The sequence below is a fragment of the Chromatiales bacterium genome, from assembly GCA_014762505.1.
GTDB lineage: Bacteria > Pseudomonadota > Gammaproteobacteria > SpSt-1174 > SpSt-1174 > SpSt-1174.
The window spans coordinates 5,001-21,962 of sequence record JABURS010000027.1; the positions used below are offsets into that span (position 1 = coordinate 5,001).

The following is a 16,962-nucleotide window of genomic DNA, read 5'->3' on the forward strand; positions in this document are numbered from 1 at the left end:
CTGGCCACCATTTTCGGCTGGGACATCGACTTCGCGCTGGACATCCGCGCCGGCGACCAGTTCAGCGTGATCTATGAAGAATACTATCGGGACGGCGAGAAGCTACGCGACGGACGCATACTCGCCGCCGAGTTCATCAACCAGGGACGCGCCTTCCGCGCCGCCTACTACGATGGCGACGGTGCCCGGGCCGGCTACTACAGCCCCGATGGCCGCAGCATGCGCAAGGCCTTCCTGCGCGCCCCCGTGGACTTCCACCGCATCAGCTCCCGTTTCCAGCCCGAGCGTTACCACCCGGTGCTGGGCGTCAAGCGCCCGCACCGGGGCGTGGACTACGCCGCCGCCACCGGCACTCCGATCAAGGCCGCCGGTGATGGCAAGATCACCTTTCGCGGCACCAAGGGCGGCTACGGGCGTACCGTCATCATCCAGCATGGCGCCACCTACAGCACCCTGTATGCCCATCTCTCCCGCTTCCGCGGCGGCGTGGGCGTCGGCACACGCGTCAAGCAGGGTCAGATCATCGGCTATGTCGGCCAGTCCGGCCTGGCGACCGGCCCCCACCTGCACTACGAGTTCCTCGTCAACGGCGTGCACCGCAACCCGCTGACGGTGAAACTGCCCACGGCCGACCCCCTGCCGGCGGCTGTCGTCGCCCGCTTCCAGGATCATGCCGAACCGCTGTTCGCCCAGCTCGACACGGTGAGACGGGTGCAGCTGGCACAGGGTGTCGCGACACCCTGACGCCGCACCACGCCGTGTCGCTCTATATCGGCCTGATCTCGGGCACCAGCATGGACGGCATCGATGCCGCCCTGGTGGCGATCGAGACAGAGCAGCCCAGTCTGCACCATGCCCTCACCCTCCCCTATCCTCCCGACCTGCTCGCCCGGCTGGAACGGCTCCTGGCCCCGGACTGGCAGGGACCGCTGGCCGAGATCGGCCACCTCCACGCCGCTCTGGGCGATCACTTCGCCGAGGCCGCCCGCGCCCTGCTCGAAACGGCCGGGGTGGCGGCGCACACCGTACGGGCCATCGGCAGTCATGGACAGACGGTCTGCCATGCCCCGCAGGGCAGCGAGGCCTTCTCGCTGCAACTGGCCGATGCCAGCCGCATCGCCGCCGGAACCGGGATCACCACCGTCGCCGACTTTCGCAGCATGGACATCGCCCTGGGCGGACAGGGAGCCCCGCTGGTACCAGCCTTTCACGCCGATGTCTTCGCCAGCCCGGACGAACACCGCGTGATCCTCAACCTGGGCGGCATCGCCAACATCACGGACCTGCCATCCGCCGCAGAAGATGCACCGGTCCGGGGCTTCGACACCGGGCCGGCCAGCACCTTGATGGATGGCTGGATCCGCCGCCACCGGGGAGAGGGCTTCGACGCAGACGGGGCCTGGGCGGCCAGTGGCACCCCCATCCCCGCACTCCTGCAGGCCCTGCTCGCCGAGCCCTACCTGTCGCTGCCACCGCCCAAGAGCACCGGACGCGAGCACTTCAACCTCGCCTGGCTGGACCGGCAACTGGCCGGCCTGTCGCTGGAAGCCGTGGCCCCCGCCGACGTACAGGCCACCCTGCTGGAATTCACCGCCACCACCGCCGCCACGGCCATCGCACGGCACTGTGCGGGCACGGAACGAGTGATCGTCGGCGGGGGCGGCACGCACAACGGTATGCTCATGCGCCGGCTGGCCGGGCTGCTGCCGGATATCCCCGTGGAGGACAGCGGGGCGCACGGTATCGCCCCGGACTGGGTGGAGGCCATGACCTTTGCCTGGCTCGCGCACCAGACCCTGCAGGGCCATCCCGGCAACCTGCCTGCTGTCACCGGCGCGGCTCGTGCCGCCGTCCTTGGTGCGATCCATACGGGGCGCTGAGGAGCAAATCTCACAGGCACAAAAAAGGGGCCCGCAGGCCCCTTTCTCGTTTCTTGCCACACACCGTTCAGACGGAGAATGAGGATCCGCAGCCGCAGGTGGTGGTGGCATTCGGGTTACGAATCACGAACTGGGCGCCTTCCAGGCCCTCCGAGTAATCGATCTCGGCACCGACCAGATACTGGTAGCTCATCGGGTCGATGACCAGGGTCACGCCATTATTCTCGACCGAGGTATCACCGTCGTTGATGCTCTCGTCGAAGGTGAAGCCGTACTGGAACCCCGAGCAACCGCCGCCGGTGACGAACACGCGCAGCTTCAGGTTGTCGTTGTTTTCCTCGTCGATCAGCTCTTTCACCTTGCTCGCGGCCGCGTCGGTGAAGACCAGCGGGGCGGGCATGGATTCGCTTGCAGTCTGGGTCGCACTCATGACCAAGTCTCTCCAAAATTACCGGGTTTGCGGACTACGCTAGCATTACCTGAGCAGTTTAGTCAAGAATCAGACGCCGTGGACCACGCCACCCTTGTCGGCAGCGGCCTCGGCCTTGGCCCCTGCATTCTTGTACTCCAGCTGCGGCTTGCCGCCCTTGCGATGCACCAGGCTGCCGTTGACCTCGGCGCCGATGGCCATCTCGATGAGATTGTAATAGACATTGCCGGTGACGCGCGACTTGGTCGCCAGCTCGACGCGGTTGGAGGCATGCACATCACCCTCCACGCTGCCGTTCAGCACCATGTTGGGCACGCGCACCTCGCCCTTGATCAGGCCGTTCTCGCTCAGGATCAGGATGGAATCCTCATCCTCTGCGATCACGTTACCCTCGATCAGGCCCTCGACGTGCAGCCCGCCGGTGAATTTCACGTCGCCCTTGAGCTGCGTGTGTCGCCCGACCAGGGTATCGATCTTGGCCGCATTGAACTTCTGCGTCGTCTGTGTCTTCCGTCCCCACATTACGCATTCTCTCCAGTCAGGATGACGTTCCAGTCGTAACTCGTGTCGATATCGTCCAGGCGACGGTCGCTGGCATCGACCTTCACCTCGAGCTTGCGGGGCTGGAAACCCGCCGGCAGCAGCAGGGTCCCCTCCAGGCTCTGGAAATACTTGAAGGAGAACCGCAGCTCCGCCCCCGGATCGATCTCCGCCAGGCCCAGGGTCCTCGATTCACCGCCGATCTGCCCCGATACCCGCATGTCCACGGTGCCTCGCGCCACGCGATTGTTGCCCCGCACCAGCGTCAGCACCAGCTTGTAGTGATACTCGCCTTCGGCCTCACCGCGCTCCAGCTCCAGTCGCTGGATATGCAGGCCCGGCTCCATCTTGGAGGGCGAGACGATACTGCGATAGAACGACAGTTCCTCGCGAAGTTCCAGCATCTCGGTCTCCATGGCACTGAGGGCGGTGGACACCTGCGTGGCGGCTTCGGCCTCGATGACGCGCGAGCGTTCGAGCTGGGCCACCTGCTGGGTGAGTTCGCGGTTCTGCCGGGTCAGATAGTCCACCCGTTCGCGCAGCGCCAGCAGGTGCTCGTCGGCCGAGCGGGCATCGTATCCGCTTTTCAGATAGCCGTATTGATACAGCCCCCAGCCACTGCCGGCGAGCAGCGCCAGGAGCAAAAACGCCTTGAGCCGCTTCTTCAGCGGGTCATGGTGGTGCAGCCGGTACCCCGGCCCGTCGTGACGCTTGAACAGATCGAACAGGCTCATCGAGGCGTCACGTCAGGGTAAAAGGGCCGGCACATCGAGCCCCAGGGCCTCGTCCAGGCCGAACATGAGGTTCATATTATGGACGGCCTGGCCGGCCGCGCCCTTGACGAGGTTATCAATTACGGAAAGAACCACCACCGTGTCACCGCCCTGCGGCCGGTGCACCGCGATACGGCAGGTGTTCACGCCCCGCACCGTGCGGGTCTCGGGGTGACTGCCGTCCGGCAGCACATCGACGAAGGGCTCGTTGGCGTAGCGCTGTTCGAACAGGGCCTGCAGATCCGCCTCCTCGCGCAACATGCCGTAGAGGGTGGCATGGATGCCGCGCACCATCGGCACGAGGTGCGGCACGAAGGTAAGCCCCACCGATTCACCCGCCACGGTGCTGAGCGTCTGCCGGATCTCCGGCAGGTGCCGGTGGCCCGCCACCCCGTAGGCCTTGAAGTTCTCGTCCGCCTCGGAGAACAGCGTGCCGACCTGCGCCTTGCGCCCGGCCCCGCTCACCCCCGACTTGGCATCGGCGATGAGCGCCTCGCGCGAGACCAGCCCACTCTCGATCAACGGCAGGAAGCCGAGCGTGACGGCGGTGGGATAACAGCCGGGATTGGCCACCACACGCGCGCTGCGGATGGCCTCGCGATTGATCTCCGGCAGGCCGTATACCGCCTCGGCCAGCAGATCGGGGCAGGTATGCGCCATGCCGTACCACGTGGCCCATTCGTCCGCATCACGGAGCCGGAAGTCGGCAGCCAGATCGATCACCCGGACACCGGCCTCGACCAGGGCCGGCACACTCTGCATGGCGGTGCCGTTGGGTGTGGCAAAGAAGACCAGGTCGCACTCGGCCAGAGGGGCGGTATCGGGCTCGACGAACTCGAGGTCGATGAAACCGCGCAGGTTGGGGAACATGGCATCCACGCGCGTGCCGGCCTCGCCACGCGAGGTCACGCATTGCACCTCGACCTGCGGATGACGCGCCAGCAGACGCAGCAATTCGACACCGGTGTACCCCGTTGCCCCGACGACGCCGACCTTGATCACACTACACACCTCATCAACGGTTTACCGCCTGAAAAATGCCGCCAATCATAAACGACTATGGGCTGACGGCGAAACGGCACGGTATCACAACACGAATCGACCTGCCCGAACGCCGCGGCTTTGGCATAATGCCCTCATGCCGCGCCGCCACCGCCTTCTGCCTGGCCGCCGCCACCTCGACGTGGCGCTGGAGAACCTGCGCCTGCATCTCTCGCGCCCCGACGCCCTGCTGCAACTCTCGGTACTCGGCACCCTCACCGGCCTGCTGGCCGGCGGGGTGATCGTCGCCTTCCGCTGGCTGATCGAATCCGCGCAGGCGGGTTTCCTGCCCGGCGGCGAGATAGAGGCCTACGAGGCCCTGCCGCTCTGGGCCCGGTTCGCCCTGCCCGTGGCAGGCGGCGTGACCATCGGCATACTCTTCAAGTTCGCCGCCAGGGGGCGCCATGTCGTGGGTATCGTCCACGTCATGGAACGCCTCGCCTACCATCAGGGCTACCTCTCGCTGCGCGGACTCCTGCTGCAGTTCGCGGGCGGGGCCATCGCCATCATCAGCGGCCAGTCCGTGGGGCGCGAGGGCCCGGGCGTGCACCTGGGCGCTGCCAGCGGCAGCCTGCTCGGCCAGCGCCTCGGCCTGCCCAACAACACCCTGCGCACCCTGGTCGGCTGCGGCACCTCCGCCTCCATCGCGGCCTCCTTCAATACGCCGCTGGCCGGGGTGATCTTCGCCCTCGAGGTGGTGATGATGGACTATTCGCTGGCGAGCTTCATGCCCGTCATCCTCTCGGCCGTGGCCGCCACCTCGATCTCGGTGGCCGTGTTCGGTGCCGACCCCGTCTTCAGCATTCCCGTGCCGGAACTCCGCTCGCTGCTGGAGCTGCCCTACATCCTGCTGCTCGGGGTCGTGGTCGGGGCCTTCTCCTCCGGCTTCATCCAGCTCACGCGCCGCACCGCCGACTACTTCCGCGAACGCGACTTCCTGCTGCGCACTACCCTGGCCGGCGTCATCGTCGGCCTCTGCGCCCTGGCCTTTCCCGAGGTCATGAGCATCGGCTATGACAGTGTCAACGCCGCCCTGCTGGGCGAACTGGGGATCGGCGTGCTGTTCGGGGTGGCGGTCTTCAAGCTGCTGGCCACGTCCTCGGCCGTGGCGCTCGGCATCCCCGGCGGCGTGGTGGGGCCCACGCTGATCATGGGCGCCATGCTAGGCGGAGTGCTCGGCGTGATCGCCACCCTCATCTCCCCCGACAACTCCTCCGGCGTGGGCTTCTACGCCCTGCTCGGCCTGGGCGCCATGATGGGGGCGACACTCCAGGCACCGCTGGCGGCGCTGACGGCCATGATGGAGCTCACCGGCCACCCGGGTATCATCTTTCCCGGCATGCTGGCCATCGTCATGGCCGGGCTCACCAGCTCGGAGCTGTTCCGCACCCCCTCCATCTTCCGTGCCCTGCTACATGCCCGCGGCATGGACTACCGCAACGACCCGATCATGGCGGCCCTGCGCCGCATCGGCGTGGCCAGCGTGATGGAACGCGGCTTCGTGCGTGCCGACAAGCGCATCCCGCGCGCGAGCATCAAGGAATTGCTGGCCAGTGAACCGCGCTGGGTGCTGGTGGACGACGAGGAACATCGTCCGGTGGCCCTGCTGCCCGCCGTGGACCTGCTGCGCGCCGGCGAGGAAAGCGACTATGAGGAACTGGACCTGCTGAAGATCCCTGCCGAGCGGCGGCAGGGGGCGGCCATCTATCGCGAGGCCGACATGGAACAGGCCCGCCGACAGCTGGCCGACAGCGGCATGGAAGCCCTGTACGTGGAACGCCAGATCGCACCCGGCATCACACGCATCTACGGCATCCTCACCCGCGAGCAGGTCGAGGCCGCCTACCGGCTGTGAATCTTGAGGCGGCAGCGCGGTCACATTTGCATGCCCCGGCAATCGGGATAGACTGCACCGACCCAACCGAGACAGACCTACGACATGAAGACCAAGGACATACTCATCGGCCTGTTCGCACTGCTGCTCGTCGGCGGTGGCATCGGCTTCTGGCTCACCGCCGAACCCGGGCTTGCCCCCGCGCCGCCGGTGGAACTCAAGACGCTGGAAGGCGAGACCGTCGCGCTGGGCGACCTCAAGGGACAACCCGTGCTGCTCACCTTCTGGGCCACCACCTGTCCCGGCTGCGTGAAGGAGATGCCTCATCTGGTCGAGCTCTACGAGCGTTACCATGCGCAGGGCCTGGAGGTGATCGGCGTGGCCATGGCCTATGACCCGCCCAACCAGGTGCTGGCCATGCGCAACCAGCGCGAGCTGCCCTACACCATCGCCCTGGACCTCGATTCCTCGGCGGCCCGGGCCTTTGGCGATGTGCGCCTGACCCCCACCACCTTCCTCATCGACACGCGCGGGCGCATCATCTACAAAAAGCTCGGGGAGTTCGACATGGATCTCGTCGAGAACAACATCCGCAGGATGCTGGAGGAGAAACCGGCATGAGCTTCCTCGTCATCAAGGCCGTGCACGTCATCTTCATGGTGACCTGGTTCGCCGGGCTGTTCTACCTGCCGCGGCTGTTCGTCTACCACGCGATGTGCACCGACATCCCGGGGCGCGATCGCTTCAAGGTGATGGAGCGCAAGCTCTTCTGGGGCATCATGACCCCGGGGGCCATCATCACCATCGTGCTCGGCCTGTGGATGATCGGCATGAATCCCACTGCCTACGCCGCCGGCTGGATGCACCTGAAGCTGCTGCTGGTGGTGCTGCTCATCGCCTACCACATCTGGTGCGGCGTCCTGCTGATGTACTTTCGCGACGACCGCAACCGGCACGGCCATCAGTGGTATCGCTGGTTCAACGAGATCCCGGTATTCATGCTGGTGGGCATCGTGCTGGCGGTGGTCACCAAATCCGTCATGCCCGCCGTGATCGGCATGGGCATCCTGCTCGCGATCGTTGCGGTGTTTGCGGGCCTGGGCATGATGAAGGGACGCCGCTAGAGCCGCATCGACCGGTCCGGGCGCCTCACACCATCAGATCTTCCCGGCGCGTACCAGGCCGCCCAGGCCCGCCTCGACCAGGGCATTGTTGAGCATGGCACGAATCGCAGCCGGGTCTTCCATCTGCAGGGCCTGGGCCAGGAGGTCGCGGGCGCGTTCGTGCTCGAAGGAACGCACCACCCACTTCACGCGTGGCATGGTGGCCACCGAGACGCTCAGGCTGTCCACCCCCATACCCAGCAACAGCAGCACGGCCTCGGGATCGGCCGCCATCTCGCCACAGACGCTGATCGGCTTGCCGGCCGCATGGGCGGCACTCACCACCTGTACCAGGGCACGCAGCACGGCCGGGTGCAGGTGGTGATAGAGGTCGGCGACGCGGGCGTTGTTGCGGTCCACGGCCAGCAGGTACTGCACCAGGTCATTGGTGCCGATACTGAGAAAATCGACGCGACGCGCCAGCATGTCGGCGATATATACCGCCGAGGGCACCTCGATCATCACCCCCACCTTGGGCATCTCCACGAGCACCCCGTCGTCCAGCAGCTCCTGGCGCGCACGTTCGATCAGGACCTGTGACTCCATCAGCTCGCTCAGCGAGGAGATCATGGGCAGCAACACCTGCAGGTTGTTGAAGCCCTGGCTGGCCCGCATCATCGCGCGCACCTGGGAGAGGAAGATCTCGGGATGATCCAGGGTGATGCGGATGCCGCGCCAGCCGAGGAAGGGGTTGTCTTCCTGCACGGGGAAATACGGCAGGGCCTTGTCGCCGCCGACATCCAGGGTGCGCAGGGTGACGGGACGCGGGGCGAAGGCCTCGAGCACCGTGCGATAGATGCCGAACTGCTCCTCCTCGCCGGGGAAGCGTTCGCGCAGCATGAAAGGCACCTCGGTGCGGTACAGGCCTATGCCCTCCGCGCCGGAATCCGCCGAGGGCGTGAGGTCGGAGATGAGCCCGCTGTTGACGTAGATGGGCACGTGCACGCCATCGCGGGTCACGGCCGGCTCGTTGGCGATCTCGTTGAGCCCCTCGGAGAGCTCGCGCTCCTCCTCGGCGAGGCGCTCGAACTCGCGCAGCACCATGGGGTTGGGCTGCACGTAGACGCGCCCCATGTACCCGTCCACCACCACTTCACGCCCGTCCAGGCGCCCTACCGGCAGATCGCTCAGGCCCATCACCGCCGGCACGCCCATGGCGCGGGCGAGGATGGCCACATGCGAGGAGCCCGAGCCGCGCGCGGAGACCACGCCAACCAGGTTCTCCGGCGGGATCTCCGCGAGCTGGGTCGCGGTGACGTCCTCGCCGACCAGTACCGCCCGCTGCGGAATGCGGCGCTCGCTCTCGCCGTCGGACTGCAGGCAGGTGAGGATGCGCCGGCCGATGTCGCGCAGGTCGGTGGCGCGCTCGCGCAGGTAGGGGTCGTCCATCTCCTCGAACATGCGCGCGTATTCGCGCACGGTCTCGCGCAGGGCCCCCGGCGCCCAGTTGCCTTCGTTGATGCGCTCGATGGTGCGCTGCACCAGGCTGTCGCTGCCGAGCATCATCACGTAGGCGTCGAACAGCACGCGCTCCTCGGCAGGGAGCAGGCCGCCCATGCGCTCCTTCAGCTCGATCATGTCCTGCTGGACGCGATGCACCGCCTCCATGAAATGCTGGCGCTCGTCGGCCGTGGAGGCGGGGGTGCGGTCGGGCACGCCGTCCAGGTCGGCCAGCGAATACACCACCACCGCCTCGCCGATGCCGACCCCCGGCGAGCCCGCGACACCCGCCACGAACAGGTCGTCGTGCAGCTGCTGGTCGCGCATGCGCAGGATGCCGCCGCTGATCTCGGCGTGGCTGATGGCGCCGGCCAGCTGGGCGGCCAGGGTCACCAGAAAGGAGACGTGATCCTCGTCGAAGCGCACCTCGTCGTGGTGCTGGACGACCAGCACGCCGAGCATGCGGCGCTGGTGGATGATCGGCACGCCAAGGAAGGCGTGATAGCGCTCCTCGCCGGTCTCCGGGAAATACTTGAAGCGGGGATGTCGCGGGGCATCGTCGATGTTCACCGGTTCGGCGCGCTGCGCCACCAGACCGACCAGGCCCTCGCTGTAATCCAGGCGCACCTGCAGCACGGCGCTGGCATTCAGGCCCTGGGTGGCCATGAGCACGAGCTGCTCGCGCTCGGGCATGGTCAGGTAGATGGAACACACGTCCACCGACAGGGCCGCCTTCACGCGGGCCACGATGATGTCCAGGGCCTGACCGAGGTCCTCGGCCCCGTTCACCTCTTGAACGATGCGACGCAGGGTATCCAGCATGCGATTAAGACGCACTCTCCATATAGTCCGACCGGGGAAGCCGGGCCCGTCCGTGGAGGGGAGGGATTGCCCGACTCGTTTGACCGCCGAGCTCGCCTAGCGCGAGCGACGCTCGGGCAGCGGGGCCTGTTCGACGGAAGTACCCTCGGGAAACAGCAACGGCGCCAGCTCCTGCAGGGCACGGGTATAGACCTGGCGCTTGAAGAAGATCACCTCGCGCGCCGGGCGCCAGTAATCCACCCAGCACCAGCCGTCGAACTCCGGATGCGGGCAGGCGTCCAGGCGCACGGCCGCCTCGTCGCCGACGAAACGCAGCAGAAACCAACGTTGTTTCTGGCCGATGCACAGCGGGCGGGCCCGGCGCCGGATCAGGTGCTTGGGCAGGCGGTAGCGCAACCACTTGCGCGTACTGCCGATGATCTCCACGTGTTCCGGCTCGAGGCCGGTCTCCTCACGGAGCTCACGGTAAAGCGCCTGTTCCGGCGACTCACTCTCGCGAATGCCCCCCTGCGGAAACTGCCAGGAATCCTGACCGATACGCTTGGCCCAGAACACCCGACCTTCCGCGTTGCAAAGGATGATCCCAACGTTGGCTCGATATCCTTCTGAATCAATCACTTGCGAAGGCCGCCCCGGTGGTTTTCCTCATGATACTGGTTTCGATTGTTCCACAACCGCCGCCATCCGGCAAATGTGGCCCGCGGCGGCCGAACCGGTACAATGGCCGCCTTTCCCAACCCCCGGAGACCTGGTGTGAGCCTGGCAATTTTCGATCTCGACAACACCCTCCTGGCCGGCGACAGCGACTACGAATGGGGCCAGTTCCTGGTACGCCGGGGCATCGTCGACGGCGAGACCTACGAGCAGGCCAACCAGGCCTTCTACGAGCAGTACAAGGCCGGCACCCTCGATATCCACGAATTCGCCCGCTTCGCCTTCCGCCCCCTGGCGGAGAACCGCCTGGAGGATCTGCTGGCCTGGCGCGAGGACTTCATGCGCGAGCACATCGCGCCCATCATCCTGCCCAAGGCCCGCGAGCTGCTGGCGCGCCACCGCGAGCGCGGCGAGACCCTGATGATCATCACCGCCACCAACCGCTTCGTCACCGAGCCCATCGCGGCAGAGCTCGGGGTGGACCACCTGCTGGCCACCGACCCGGAATTCCTTGACGGCCGCTACACCGGCGAGATCGCCGGCATCCCCTGCTTCCAGGCCGGCAAGGTCAGGCGCCTGGAGGCCTGGCTGGCCGAGCACGGTGAAACGCTGGCGGGCAGCCACTTCTACAGTGACTCGCACAACGACCTGCCCCTGCTCGAGCGCGTCGACCATCCGGTGGCGGTGGACGCCGACGTCACGCTCACCGAGATCGCCGGCGAGCGCGGCTGGCACCAGATGTCGCTGCGCTTCTGAGGGGGCGCGTGAAGGGGTGAGGAGACAGGGGTGAGGCGGGGCCTCACCCGTGGGAAGCACCTGGCCTAGCTGGCGAAGGCGGCCGCCATCGCCAGGACACGCTGGCCGGCCCCGGTGTCGGCCTTGCCGGCGGTCTTCACCGCCCCGGCGTAACCGGCGAAGAAGTCGGGCAGGGCCTGCACCAGCTGCTTCTTGCGCAGGCGGTTCACGCCCTGCACCGGCCACATCGGGCGCAGGTCGCTGTTGGGCAGGGCATCGCAGACCTTGAGTCCCCAGCCTTCCTTGAAGACGTCCCAGACGTGATAGCGCACCACCAGCCTGAAGACGTGCTCGGCCTTCATGTCGGCCATGCCGATGCCCGGACCGACGTATTCGACCTCGAGCTGTGGCGCAAGGGTCTCGAACTCGGCGTCCAGCGCGGCCAGGGCCGTATCCAGCTCGGGGGTGACGGGGATGTTGTCCTGCTTCGCCTGCGCGGCGAGGAACTCGATGTAATCGCTCATGCCTGACCCATGGGTTGCGCCGGGGCGGGCTCGAACCACTGGGCGAGCGCCTGCCGGCGGTAGATCCAGTACAGCGTGAGCCCGCGCGCCGCGAGGAACAGCAGCAGCGCCAGCCACAGGCCGTGATTGTCAAAAGGCCGCAGAAGGTACCACGAAGGCAGGTAGATCATAAACACCGAGACCAGCATGGCATTGCGCATCTCGCGGGCGCGGGTGGCGCCGATGAATACGCCGTCGAGCAGAAAGGCCCAGACCGACACCAGCGGGGTGAGCACCAGCCAAGGCAGGTACGCCATGGCGGTCTCGCGCACCAGGGGCAGGTCGGTGAGCAGGCGGATGATGGCCGGCCCCGCCAGCAGGTAGACGAGCGCGAACCCGGCCGCCGCCACGAAGGACCAGAGCCCGGCCAGCCACACCGCCCGCCGGAAGGCCGCACGGTCACGCCGCCCCACGGTGCGCCCGACCAGGGCCTCGGCTGCGTGGGCAAAGCCGTCCAGGGCATAGGCCATGAAGGACTGGAAGTTCATGAGCACGGCGTTGGCCGCCACCGTGAGCTCGCCCAGCCGCGCGCCCTGCACGGTGAAGAAGGCGAAGGCGAACAGCAGTCCGAGGGTGCGCAGGAAGATGTCGCGGTTCACGCGAAACAGGGCCAGGAGCGCGGCCCGGTCGACGAGCAGGTCCCGCCGCCAACGCCCGGGATGCGCGCGCAGCAGCCGCAGGGCGAGCCCGATGGCGACCGCGAGCCCCAGGTACTCGGCCAGCAGCGAGGCCAGGGCCACGCCGCCGCTGCGGTGGCCGAGCACCACCACGAACAGAAGATCCAGCGCGATATTGGCGAGGTTCATCACCACCACCAGCACCAGCACGGACCGCGTGCGGTGCAGGCCGATGAACCAGCCGATGAAGGCGTAGTTGGCCAGCGCGGCGGGCGCGGCCCAGATGCGGATGTCGACATAGCGCTGGGCCTCGGGAGTGACCGTCTCGCCGGCCCCCACCAGGGCGAGCGCGGCCTGCATCAGCGGTGCCTGCAGCAACAGGATGAGCAGGGCCAGCGCGAGGCCCGCCAGCAGGGCGCGGCCGAGCACCGCACGCAGTTCGTCGCCGTCCTCCCGCCCCAGGGCCTGGGCGGCGAAGCCCGTGGTGCTCATGCGCAGGAAGCCGAACTGCCAGAACACGAACTGCACCAGCATGGCCCCCACCGCCACCCCGCCGAGGTAGCGCGCGTCCGGCAGGTGGCCCACCACGGCGGTGTCCACCAGTCCCAGCAGCGGCTGGGAGATGCCGGAGAGGATCATGGGCAGGGCCAGGGCCCAGACGCCGCGATGGGTGAGCGGGGCGTGGGGGGTCACGGGACGTCCTGTGCTGGTGGTGGATTCACGCGGGCCTTGCCATCGCCGGGGCGGGCGGTAACATCGCCGCATGGACCCGCGCGACGACCTCATTCGGCATTACCGCTGGCTGCGCCATTACGGCCACAACGACTCCCACTCGGGCAACCTCTCGGTGCGCGACGGCGAGGGTTTCTGGATCACGCCCACCGGCGCCTGCGCCGACACGCTGGCGGCCGGGGACCTGGTGTCCTGCCCGGTGGACGGCACGATCCCGGCAGGCGCGAGCAGCGACGCACTGCTGCACCAGGCGGTGTACCGCGCCAACCCGGCGCTCGGTGCGGTGATGCATTCGCATGGCGCTCATACCATTGCCCTGACGATGAACGGCGAGGACTACCGGCCGGTGGACTTCGAGGGCCAGTACTACTTCGACCGGATCCCCGTGATCACCATCGACTATGCGCGCTACTTCGACGAGGCCCCGGTGAAGGTGCCGCCGGTACTGGCGGAGCACCCGGTGGTGGTCGTGCGCGGCCACGGCGTCTACGCGGCGGCCGAGAGCCTCAACCTGGCCTACAAGTGGACCTGCTCGCTGGAGCTGTCGGCCCGCACCGACTGGCTGGCACGGGTGGCCGGCACGATCTGAAACGGCTTCAGATCTCCACCATCTCGAAGTCTTCCTTGCTCGCACCGCATTCCGGGCAGGTCCAGTTGATCGGCACGTCCTCCCATTTCGTGCCCGGCGGGATCCCATGCTCCGGGTCGCCCTTCGCCTCGTCGTAGATGTAGCCGCAGATGACGCACATGTACTGTTTCATGATCGATACGCGCAAGGTTTGAGTTTTGGCTTTGAGTAAGTGACCTGCTCACCCGCCGGGTGAGTCGCCGCAGCGATGATACACTCTAGGAAACGAATCACCACCCCGTGAGCCGAACGTGAACCCGCAATCCATCCCCATCGTTCTCAGCATCGCCGGCGTCGACCCCACCGGCGGTGCCGGCCTGCAGGCCGACATCGAGGCCATCACCAGCATGGGCTGCCACGCCTGCCCGGTGGTGGCCGCCGTGACCGTGCAGGACACCCATGACGTGAAGCTGGTGAAGGCGATGCCCGCCAGCCTGGTGGTGGCACAGGCCCGCGCCGTGCTCGAGGACATGCCGGTACACGCCATCAAGCTCGGCCTGCTGGGCTCGGTGGAGATCATCCAGGCCGTGCACACCCTGCTCACCGACTACCCCGAGCTGCCCGTGGTGCTCGACCCGATACTCGCGGCCGGCGGCGGCACCGAGCTGGGCGACGCGGCCATGCTCGATGCCATGCGCACCCTGCTGGTGCCGCAGGCCACGGTGATCACGCCCAACTCCCTGGAGGTCCGCCGCCTCGCCCCGGGCGCCGACACCCTGGACGCCTGCGCCACGGCCCTGCTCGACCGGGGCGCCGATCTCGTGCTCGTCACCGGCACCCACGAGCAGACGCCGCAGGTACGCAACAGCCTGCATGTCCAGGGCCGCCCGCCGGAGCACTTCACCTGGGAACGCCTGGACGGCAGCTACCACGGCTCGGGCTGCACCCTGGCCTCGGCCATCGCCGGTCTGCTGGCCCAGGGACAGGAGCCCTTTTCCGCCATACACGAGGCCCAGGAATACACCTGGCAAAGCCTCGCCCATGGCTACCGCCTGGGCATGGGGCAGCTGCTGCCCAACCGCCTGTTCTGGGCGGAGGCCGAGGAGTGAGCGGGCACCGGCTGACCGGGGTCTATGCCATCACCGATGCCGCACTGACACCCCCCCACCGGCTGGCGGCACAGGTCGAGGCCGTGTTGCGCGGTGGCGCCCGCATCCTGCAGTACCGCGACAAGTCCACCGACGGCGAACGCCGCCTGCGCGAGGCACGCGCCCTGCGCGAACTGTGCGAGGCCCACGGTGCCCTGCTGCTGATCAACGACGACATCGCCCTGGCCACCGCCGCCGGTGCCCACGGGGTGCACCTCGGGCAGCAGGACACCGCCCTCGCCGCCGCCCGCGAGCAGCTGGGACCGGATGCCATCATCGGCATCACCTGCCACGACTCGCTGACACTGGCCCACACCGCCGAGGCCGGGGGCGCGGACTACGTCGCCTTCGGCGCCCTCTTCCCCTCGCCCACCAAGCCCGACGCCCCGCGCGCCTCGCTGGACCTGATCCGCGAGGCGCGCCGCACGCTAACGGTGCCGATCTGCGCCATCGGCGGCATCGAGGCGGACAATGCCGCCGCAGTCATCGCGGCCGGTGCCAACCTGCTCGCCGTGATCAGCGGGGTGTTCGCCCAGGCCGATCCGGAGGCCGCCACCCGCGGGATCCAGGCGCTCTTCCCCGACGACTGAGCACCCCGCGAGGGCCTGTCACCGGCTCGCGCCCGCCTGCACACCGGGGCAAATCGTGTAGACTGTTGGGCCTTCCCAAACAACCGGATCGGAGCAGGCATGAGTCAGTCCCACCAGCTCTTCGTCGAGGCCCAGGAGCACATCCCGGGCGGCGTCAATTCCCCCGTGCGCGCCTTCAAGGGCGTGGGCGGCGAGCCCGTCTTCATCGAGCGCGCCGAGGGCGCCTATCTCTTCGACGTCGATGGCCGGTGCTACATCGACTACGTCGGCTCCTGGGGGCCGATGATCGCCGGCCACGCGCACCCCAAGGTGCTGGCGGCGGTGAAGGCGGCGGTGGACCGAGGCCTGAGCTACGGCGCACCGACGAAGATCGAGATCGAGATGGCCGAGGCCATCGCGCGCATCATGCCGTCCATGGAGATGACCCGCATGGTCAACTCCGGCACCGAGGCGACCATGAGCGCCATCCGCCTGGCGCGCGGCTACACCGGGCGCGACAAGATCGTGAAGTTCGAGGGCTGCTACCACGGCCACGGCGACTCGCTGCTGGTGAAGGCCGGTTCCGGGGCGCTGACCCTGGGCGTGCCCAACTCCCCCGGCGTGCCGGTGGCGCTGGCCGAGCACACCATCACGCTCACCTACAACAAGCTGGACGAGGTGCGCGAGGCCTTCGAGCACATCGGTCACCAGGTGGCCTGCATCATCGTCGAACCGGTGGCGGGCAACATGAACTGCATCCCCCCGGTGCCGGGCTTTCTGGAAGGACTGCGCGCGATCTGCGACGAGTACGGCAGCGTGCTGATCTTCGACGAGGTGATGACGGGCTTTCGCGTCGCCCTGGGCGGCGCCCAGGCCGTGTACGGCGTCACCCCCGACCTCACCACGCTCGGCAAGATCATCGGCGGCGGCATGCCGGTGGGCGCCTTCGGCGGCAAGCGCGAGATCATGGAACAGCTCGCCCCGCTCGGTCCGGTCTACCAGGCCGGTACGCTCTCGGGCAACCCGATCGCCATGGCCGCGGGCCTGACTACGCTGGGCATCATCAGTGAAAAGGGTTTCTACGAGGACCTGACGGAGAAGACCACCCGTCTGGTGGATGGCATCGTGGCGAAGGCGCGCGCGGCCGGCATCCCCATGACCAGCAACCAGGTGGGCGGCATGTTCGGCCTTTTCTTCACCGACGAGGCGACGGTGACGGACTTCTACCAGGTGACCAACTGCAACCTCGACCGCTTCAAGCTGTTCTTCCACGGCATGCTCGAACGCGGCGTGTACCTCGCCCCCTCGGCCTTCGAGGCCGGCTTCGTCTCCAGCGCCCACAGCGACGCCGATCTGGATGCGACCATCGCGGCCGCCGCCGAGGTGCTGGCCGAGCTGTAGGCGTTAGGCGTTAGGCGTTAGGCGTTAGGCGTTAGGCGTTAGGCGTTAGGCG

General features: G+C 67.5%; 19 protein-coding genes (1 of these 19 cut by a window edge). 10 read left to right on the top strand and 9 right to left on the bottom strand.

The features are described 5' to 3' along the window. Positions 1-744, top strand: the 3' portion of a protein-coding gene (locus HUJ28_02635) for a peptidoglycan DD-metalloendopeptidase family protein (GenBank protein MBD3618351.1). 681 nt of this gene lie to the left of the window's left edge; 744 of the gene's 1,425 nt are visible here — the last part of the coding sequence; its start codon lies beyond the left edge, outside the window; it ends in the stop codon at positions 742-744. Between the two features lie 50 nt (positions 745-794). Continuing rightward, a complete protein-coding gene (locus tag HUJ28_02640; protein ID MBD3618352.1) occupies positions 795-1,880 on the top strand; it encodes an anhydro-N-acetylmuramic acid kinase in 1,086 nt (361 codons plus the stop codon). Between the two features lie 67 nt (positions 1,881-1,947). On the opposite strand, the gene erpA is transcribed toward HUJ28_02640, so the two are convergent. The 4 genes from erpA to HUJ28_02660 form a co-directional block, all read right to left on the bottom strand. Further along, positions 1,948-2,310, bottom strand: a complete 363-nt coding sequence (gene erpA, locus HUJ28_02645; GenBank protein MBD3618353.1) for an iron-sulfur cluster insertion protein ErpA — start codon at positions 2,308-2,310, stop codon at positions 1,948-1,950. A 69-nt stretch (positions 2,311-2,379) separates the two neighbouring features. Continuing rightward, complete coding sequence (locus tag HUJ28_02650) at positions 2,380-2,832, bottom strand: polymer-forming cytoskeletal protein (GenBank protein ID MBD3618354.1); 453 nt, start codon at positions 2,830-2,832, stop codon at positions 2,380-2,382. Further along, on the bottom strand, positions 2,832-3,584 hold the full coding sequence (locus tag HUJ28_02655; protein MBD3618355.1) for a hypothetical protein: 753 nt from the start codon (positions 3,582-3,584) through the stop codon (positions 2,832-2,834). The genes HUJ28_02650 and HUJ28_02655 overlap by 1 nt, the downstream gene beginning before the upstream one ends. 12 nt (positions 3,585-3,596) lie before the next feature. Then, entirely contained in the window at positions 3,597-4,625 is a 1,029-nt protein-coding gene (locus HUJ28_02660; GenBank protein ID MBD3618356.1) for an N-acetyl-gamma-glutamyl-phosphate reductase, read from the bottom strand. Between the two features lie 136 nt (positions 4,626-4,761). On the opposite strand from HUJ28_02660, the gene HUJ28_02665 reads away from it, so the two are divergent. From HUJ28_02665 to HUJ28_02675, 3 genes are all read left to right on the top strand, one after another. Further along, positions 4,762-6,519, top strand: a complete 1,758-nt coding sequence (locus tag HUJ28_02665; GenBank protein MBD3618357.1) for a chloride channel protein — start codon at positions 4,762-4,764, stop codon at positions 6,517-6,519. Positions 6,520-6,603: 84 nt separating this feature from the next. Then, on the top strand, positions 6,604-7,119 hold the full coding sequence (locus HUJ28_02670) for a TlpA family protein disulfide reductase (GenBank protein ID MBD3618358.1): 516 nt from the start codon (positions 6,604-6,606) through the stop codon (positions 7,117-7,119). Then, complete coding sequence (locus HUJ28_02675; protein MBD3618359.1) at positions 7,116-7,622, top strand: CopD family protein; 507 nt, start codon at positions 7,116-7,118, stop codon at positions 7,620-7,622. Before HUJ28_02670 ends, HUJ28_02675 begins: the two co-directional genes overlap by 4 nt. 33 nt (positions 7,623-7,655) lie before the next feature. Here the strand turns inward: HUJ28_02675 and ptsP are convergent, their stop codons facing one another. Both ptsP and HUJ28_02685 read right to left on the bottom strand, forming a co-directional pair. Then, the gene (ptsP, locus tag HUJ28_02680) at positions 7,656-9,923 is read right to left on the bottom strand and encodes a phosphoenolpyruvate--protein phosphotransferase (GenBank protein ID MBD3618360.1); all 2,268 of its coding nucleotides are present in this window, start codon (positions 9,921-9,923) and stop codon (positions 7,656-7,658) included. A 96-nt stretch (positions 9,924-10,019) separates the two neighbouring features. Beyond that, the gene (locus tag HUJ28_02685) at positions 10,020-10,541 is read right to left on the bottom strand and encodes an RNA pyrophosphohydrolase (GenBank protein MBD3618361.1); all 522 of its coding nucleotides are present in this window, start codon (positions 10,539-10,541) and stop codon (positions 10,020-10,022) included. 135 nt (positions 10,542-10,676) lie between these two features. On the opposite strand from HUJ28_02685, the gene HUJ28_02690 reads away from it, so the two are divergent. Beyond that, positions 10,677-11,333, top strand: coding sequence for an HAD family hydrolase (locus HUJ28_02690; GenBank protein ID MBD3618362.1), 657 nt, complete (start codon positions 10,677-10,679; stop codon positions 11,331-11,333). A 65-nt stretch (positions 11,334-11,398) separates the two neighbouring features. On the opposite strand, the gene HUJ28_02695 is transcribed toward HUJ28_02690, so the two are convergent. Next, positions 11,399-11,836, bottom strand: a complete 438-nt coding sequence (locus tag HUJ28_02695) for a hypothetical protein (GenBank protein ID MBD3618363.1) — start codon at positions 11,834-11,836, stop codon at positions 11,399-11,401. Next, positions 11,833-13,257, bottom strand: coding sequence for an MATE family efflux transporter (locus HUJ28_02700; GenBank protein ID MBD3618364.1), 1,425 nt, complete (start codon positions 13,255-13,257; stop codon positions 11,833-11,835). The genes HUJ28_02695 and HUJ28_02700 overlap by 4 nt, the downstream gene beginning before the upstream one ends. Between HUJ28_02700 and HUJ28_02705 the strand changes: the two genes are divergently transcribed. Continuing rightward, entirely contained in the window at positions 13,256-13,813 is a 558-nt protein-coding gene (locus HUJ28_02705) for a class II aldolase/adducin family protein (GenBank protein ID MBD3618365.1), read from the top strand. The genes HUJ28_02700 and HUJ28_02705 overlap by 2 nt on opposite strands. 7 nt (positions 13,814-13,820) lie before the next feature. Here the strand turns inward: HUJ28_02705 and HUJ28_02710 are convergent, their stop codons facing one another. Further along, a complete protein-coding gene (locus HUJ28_02710) occupies positions 13,821-13,985 on the bottom strand; it encodes a rubredoxin (GenBank protein ID MBD3618366.1) in 165 nt (54 codons plus the stop codon). A 118-nt stretch (positions 13,986-14,103) separates the two neighbouring features. Between HUJ28_02710 and HUJ28_02715 the strand changes: the two genes are divergently transcribed. The 3 genes from HUJ28_02715 (at position 14,104) to hemL (ending at position 16,910) form a co-directional block, all read left to right on the top strand. After that, complete coding sequence (locus HUJ28_02715) at positions 14,104-14,901, top strand: hydroxymethylpyrimidine/phosphomethylpyrimidine kinase (GenBank protein ID MBD3618367.1); 798 nt, start codon at positions 14,104-14,106, stop codon at positions 14,899-14,901. Further along, entirely contained in the window at positions 14,898-15,530 is a 633-nt protein-coding gene (locus HUJ28_02720; protein ID MBD3618368.1) for a thiamine phosphate synthase, read from the top strand. The genes HUJ28_02715 and HUJ28_02720 overlap by 4 nt, the downstream gene beginning before the upstream one ends. A gap of 99 nt (positions 15,531-15,629) precedes the next feature. After that, positions 15,630-16,910, top strand: a complete 1,281-nt coding sequence (gene hemL / locus HUJ28_02725) for a glutamate-1-semialdehyde 2,1-aminomutase (GenBank protein MBD3618369.1) — start codon at positions 15,630-15,632, stop codon at positions 16,908-16,910. The last annotated feature ends 52 nt before the right edge of the window (positions 16,911-16,962 follow it).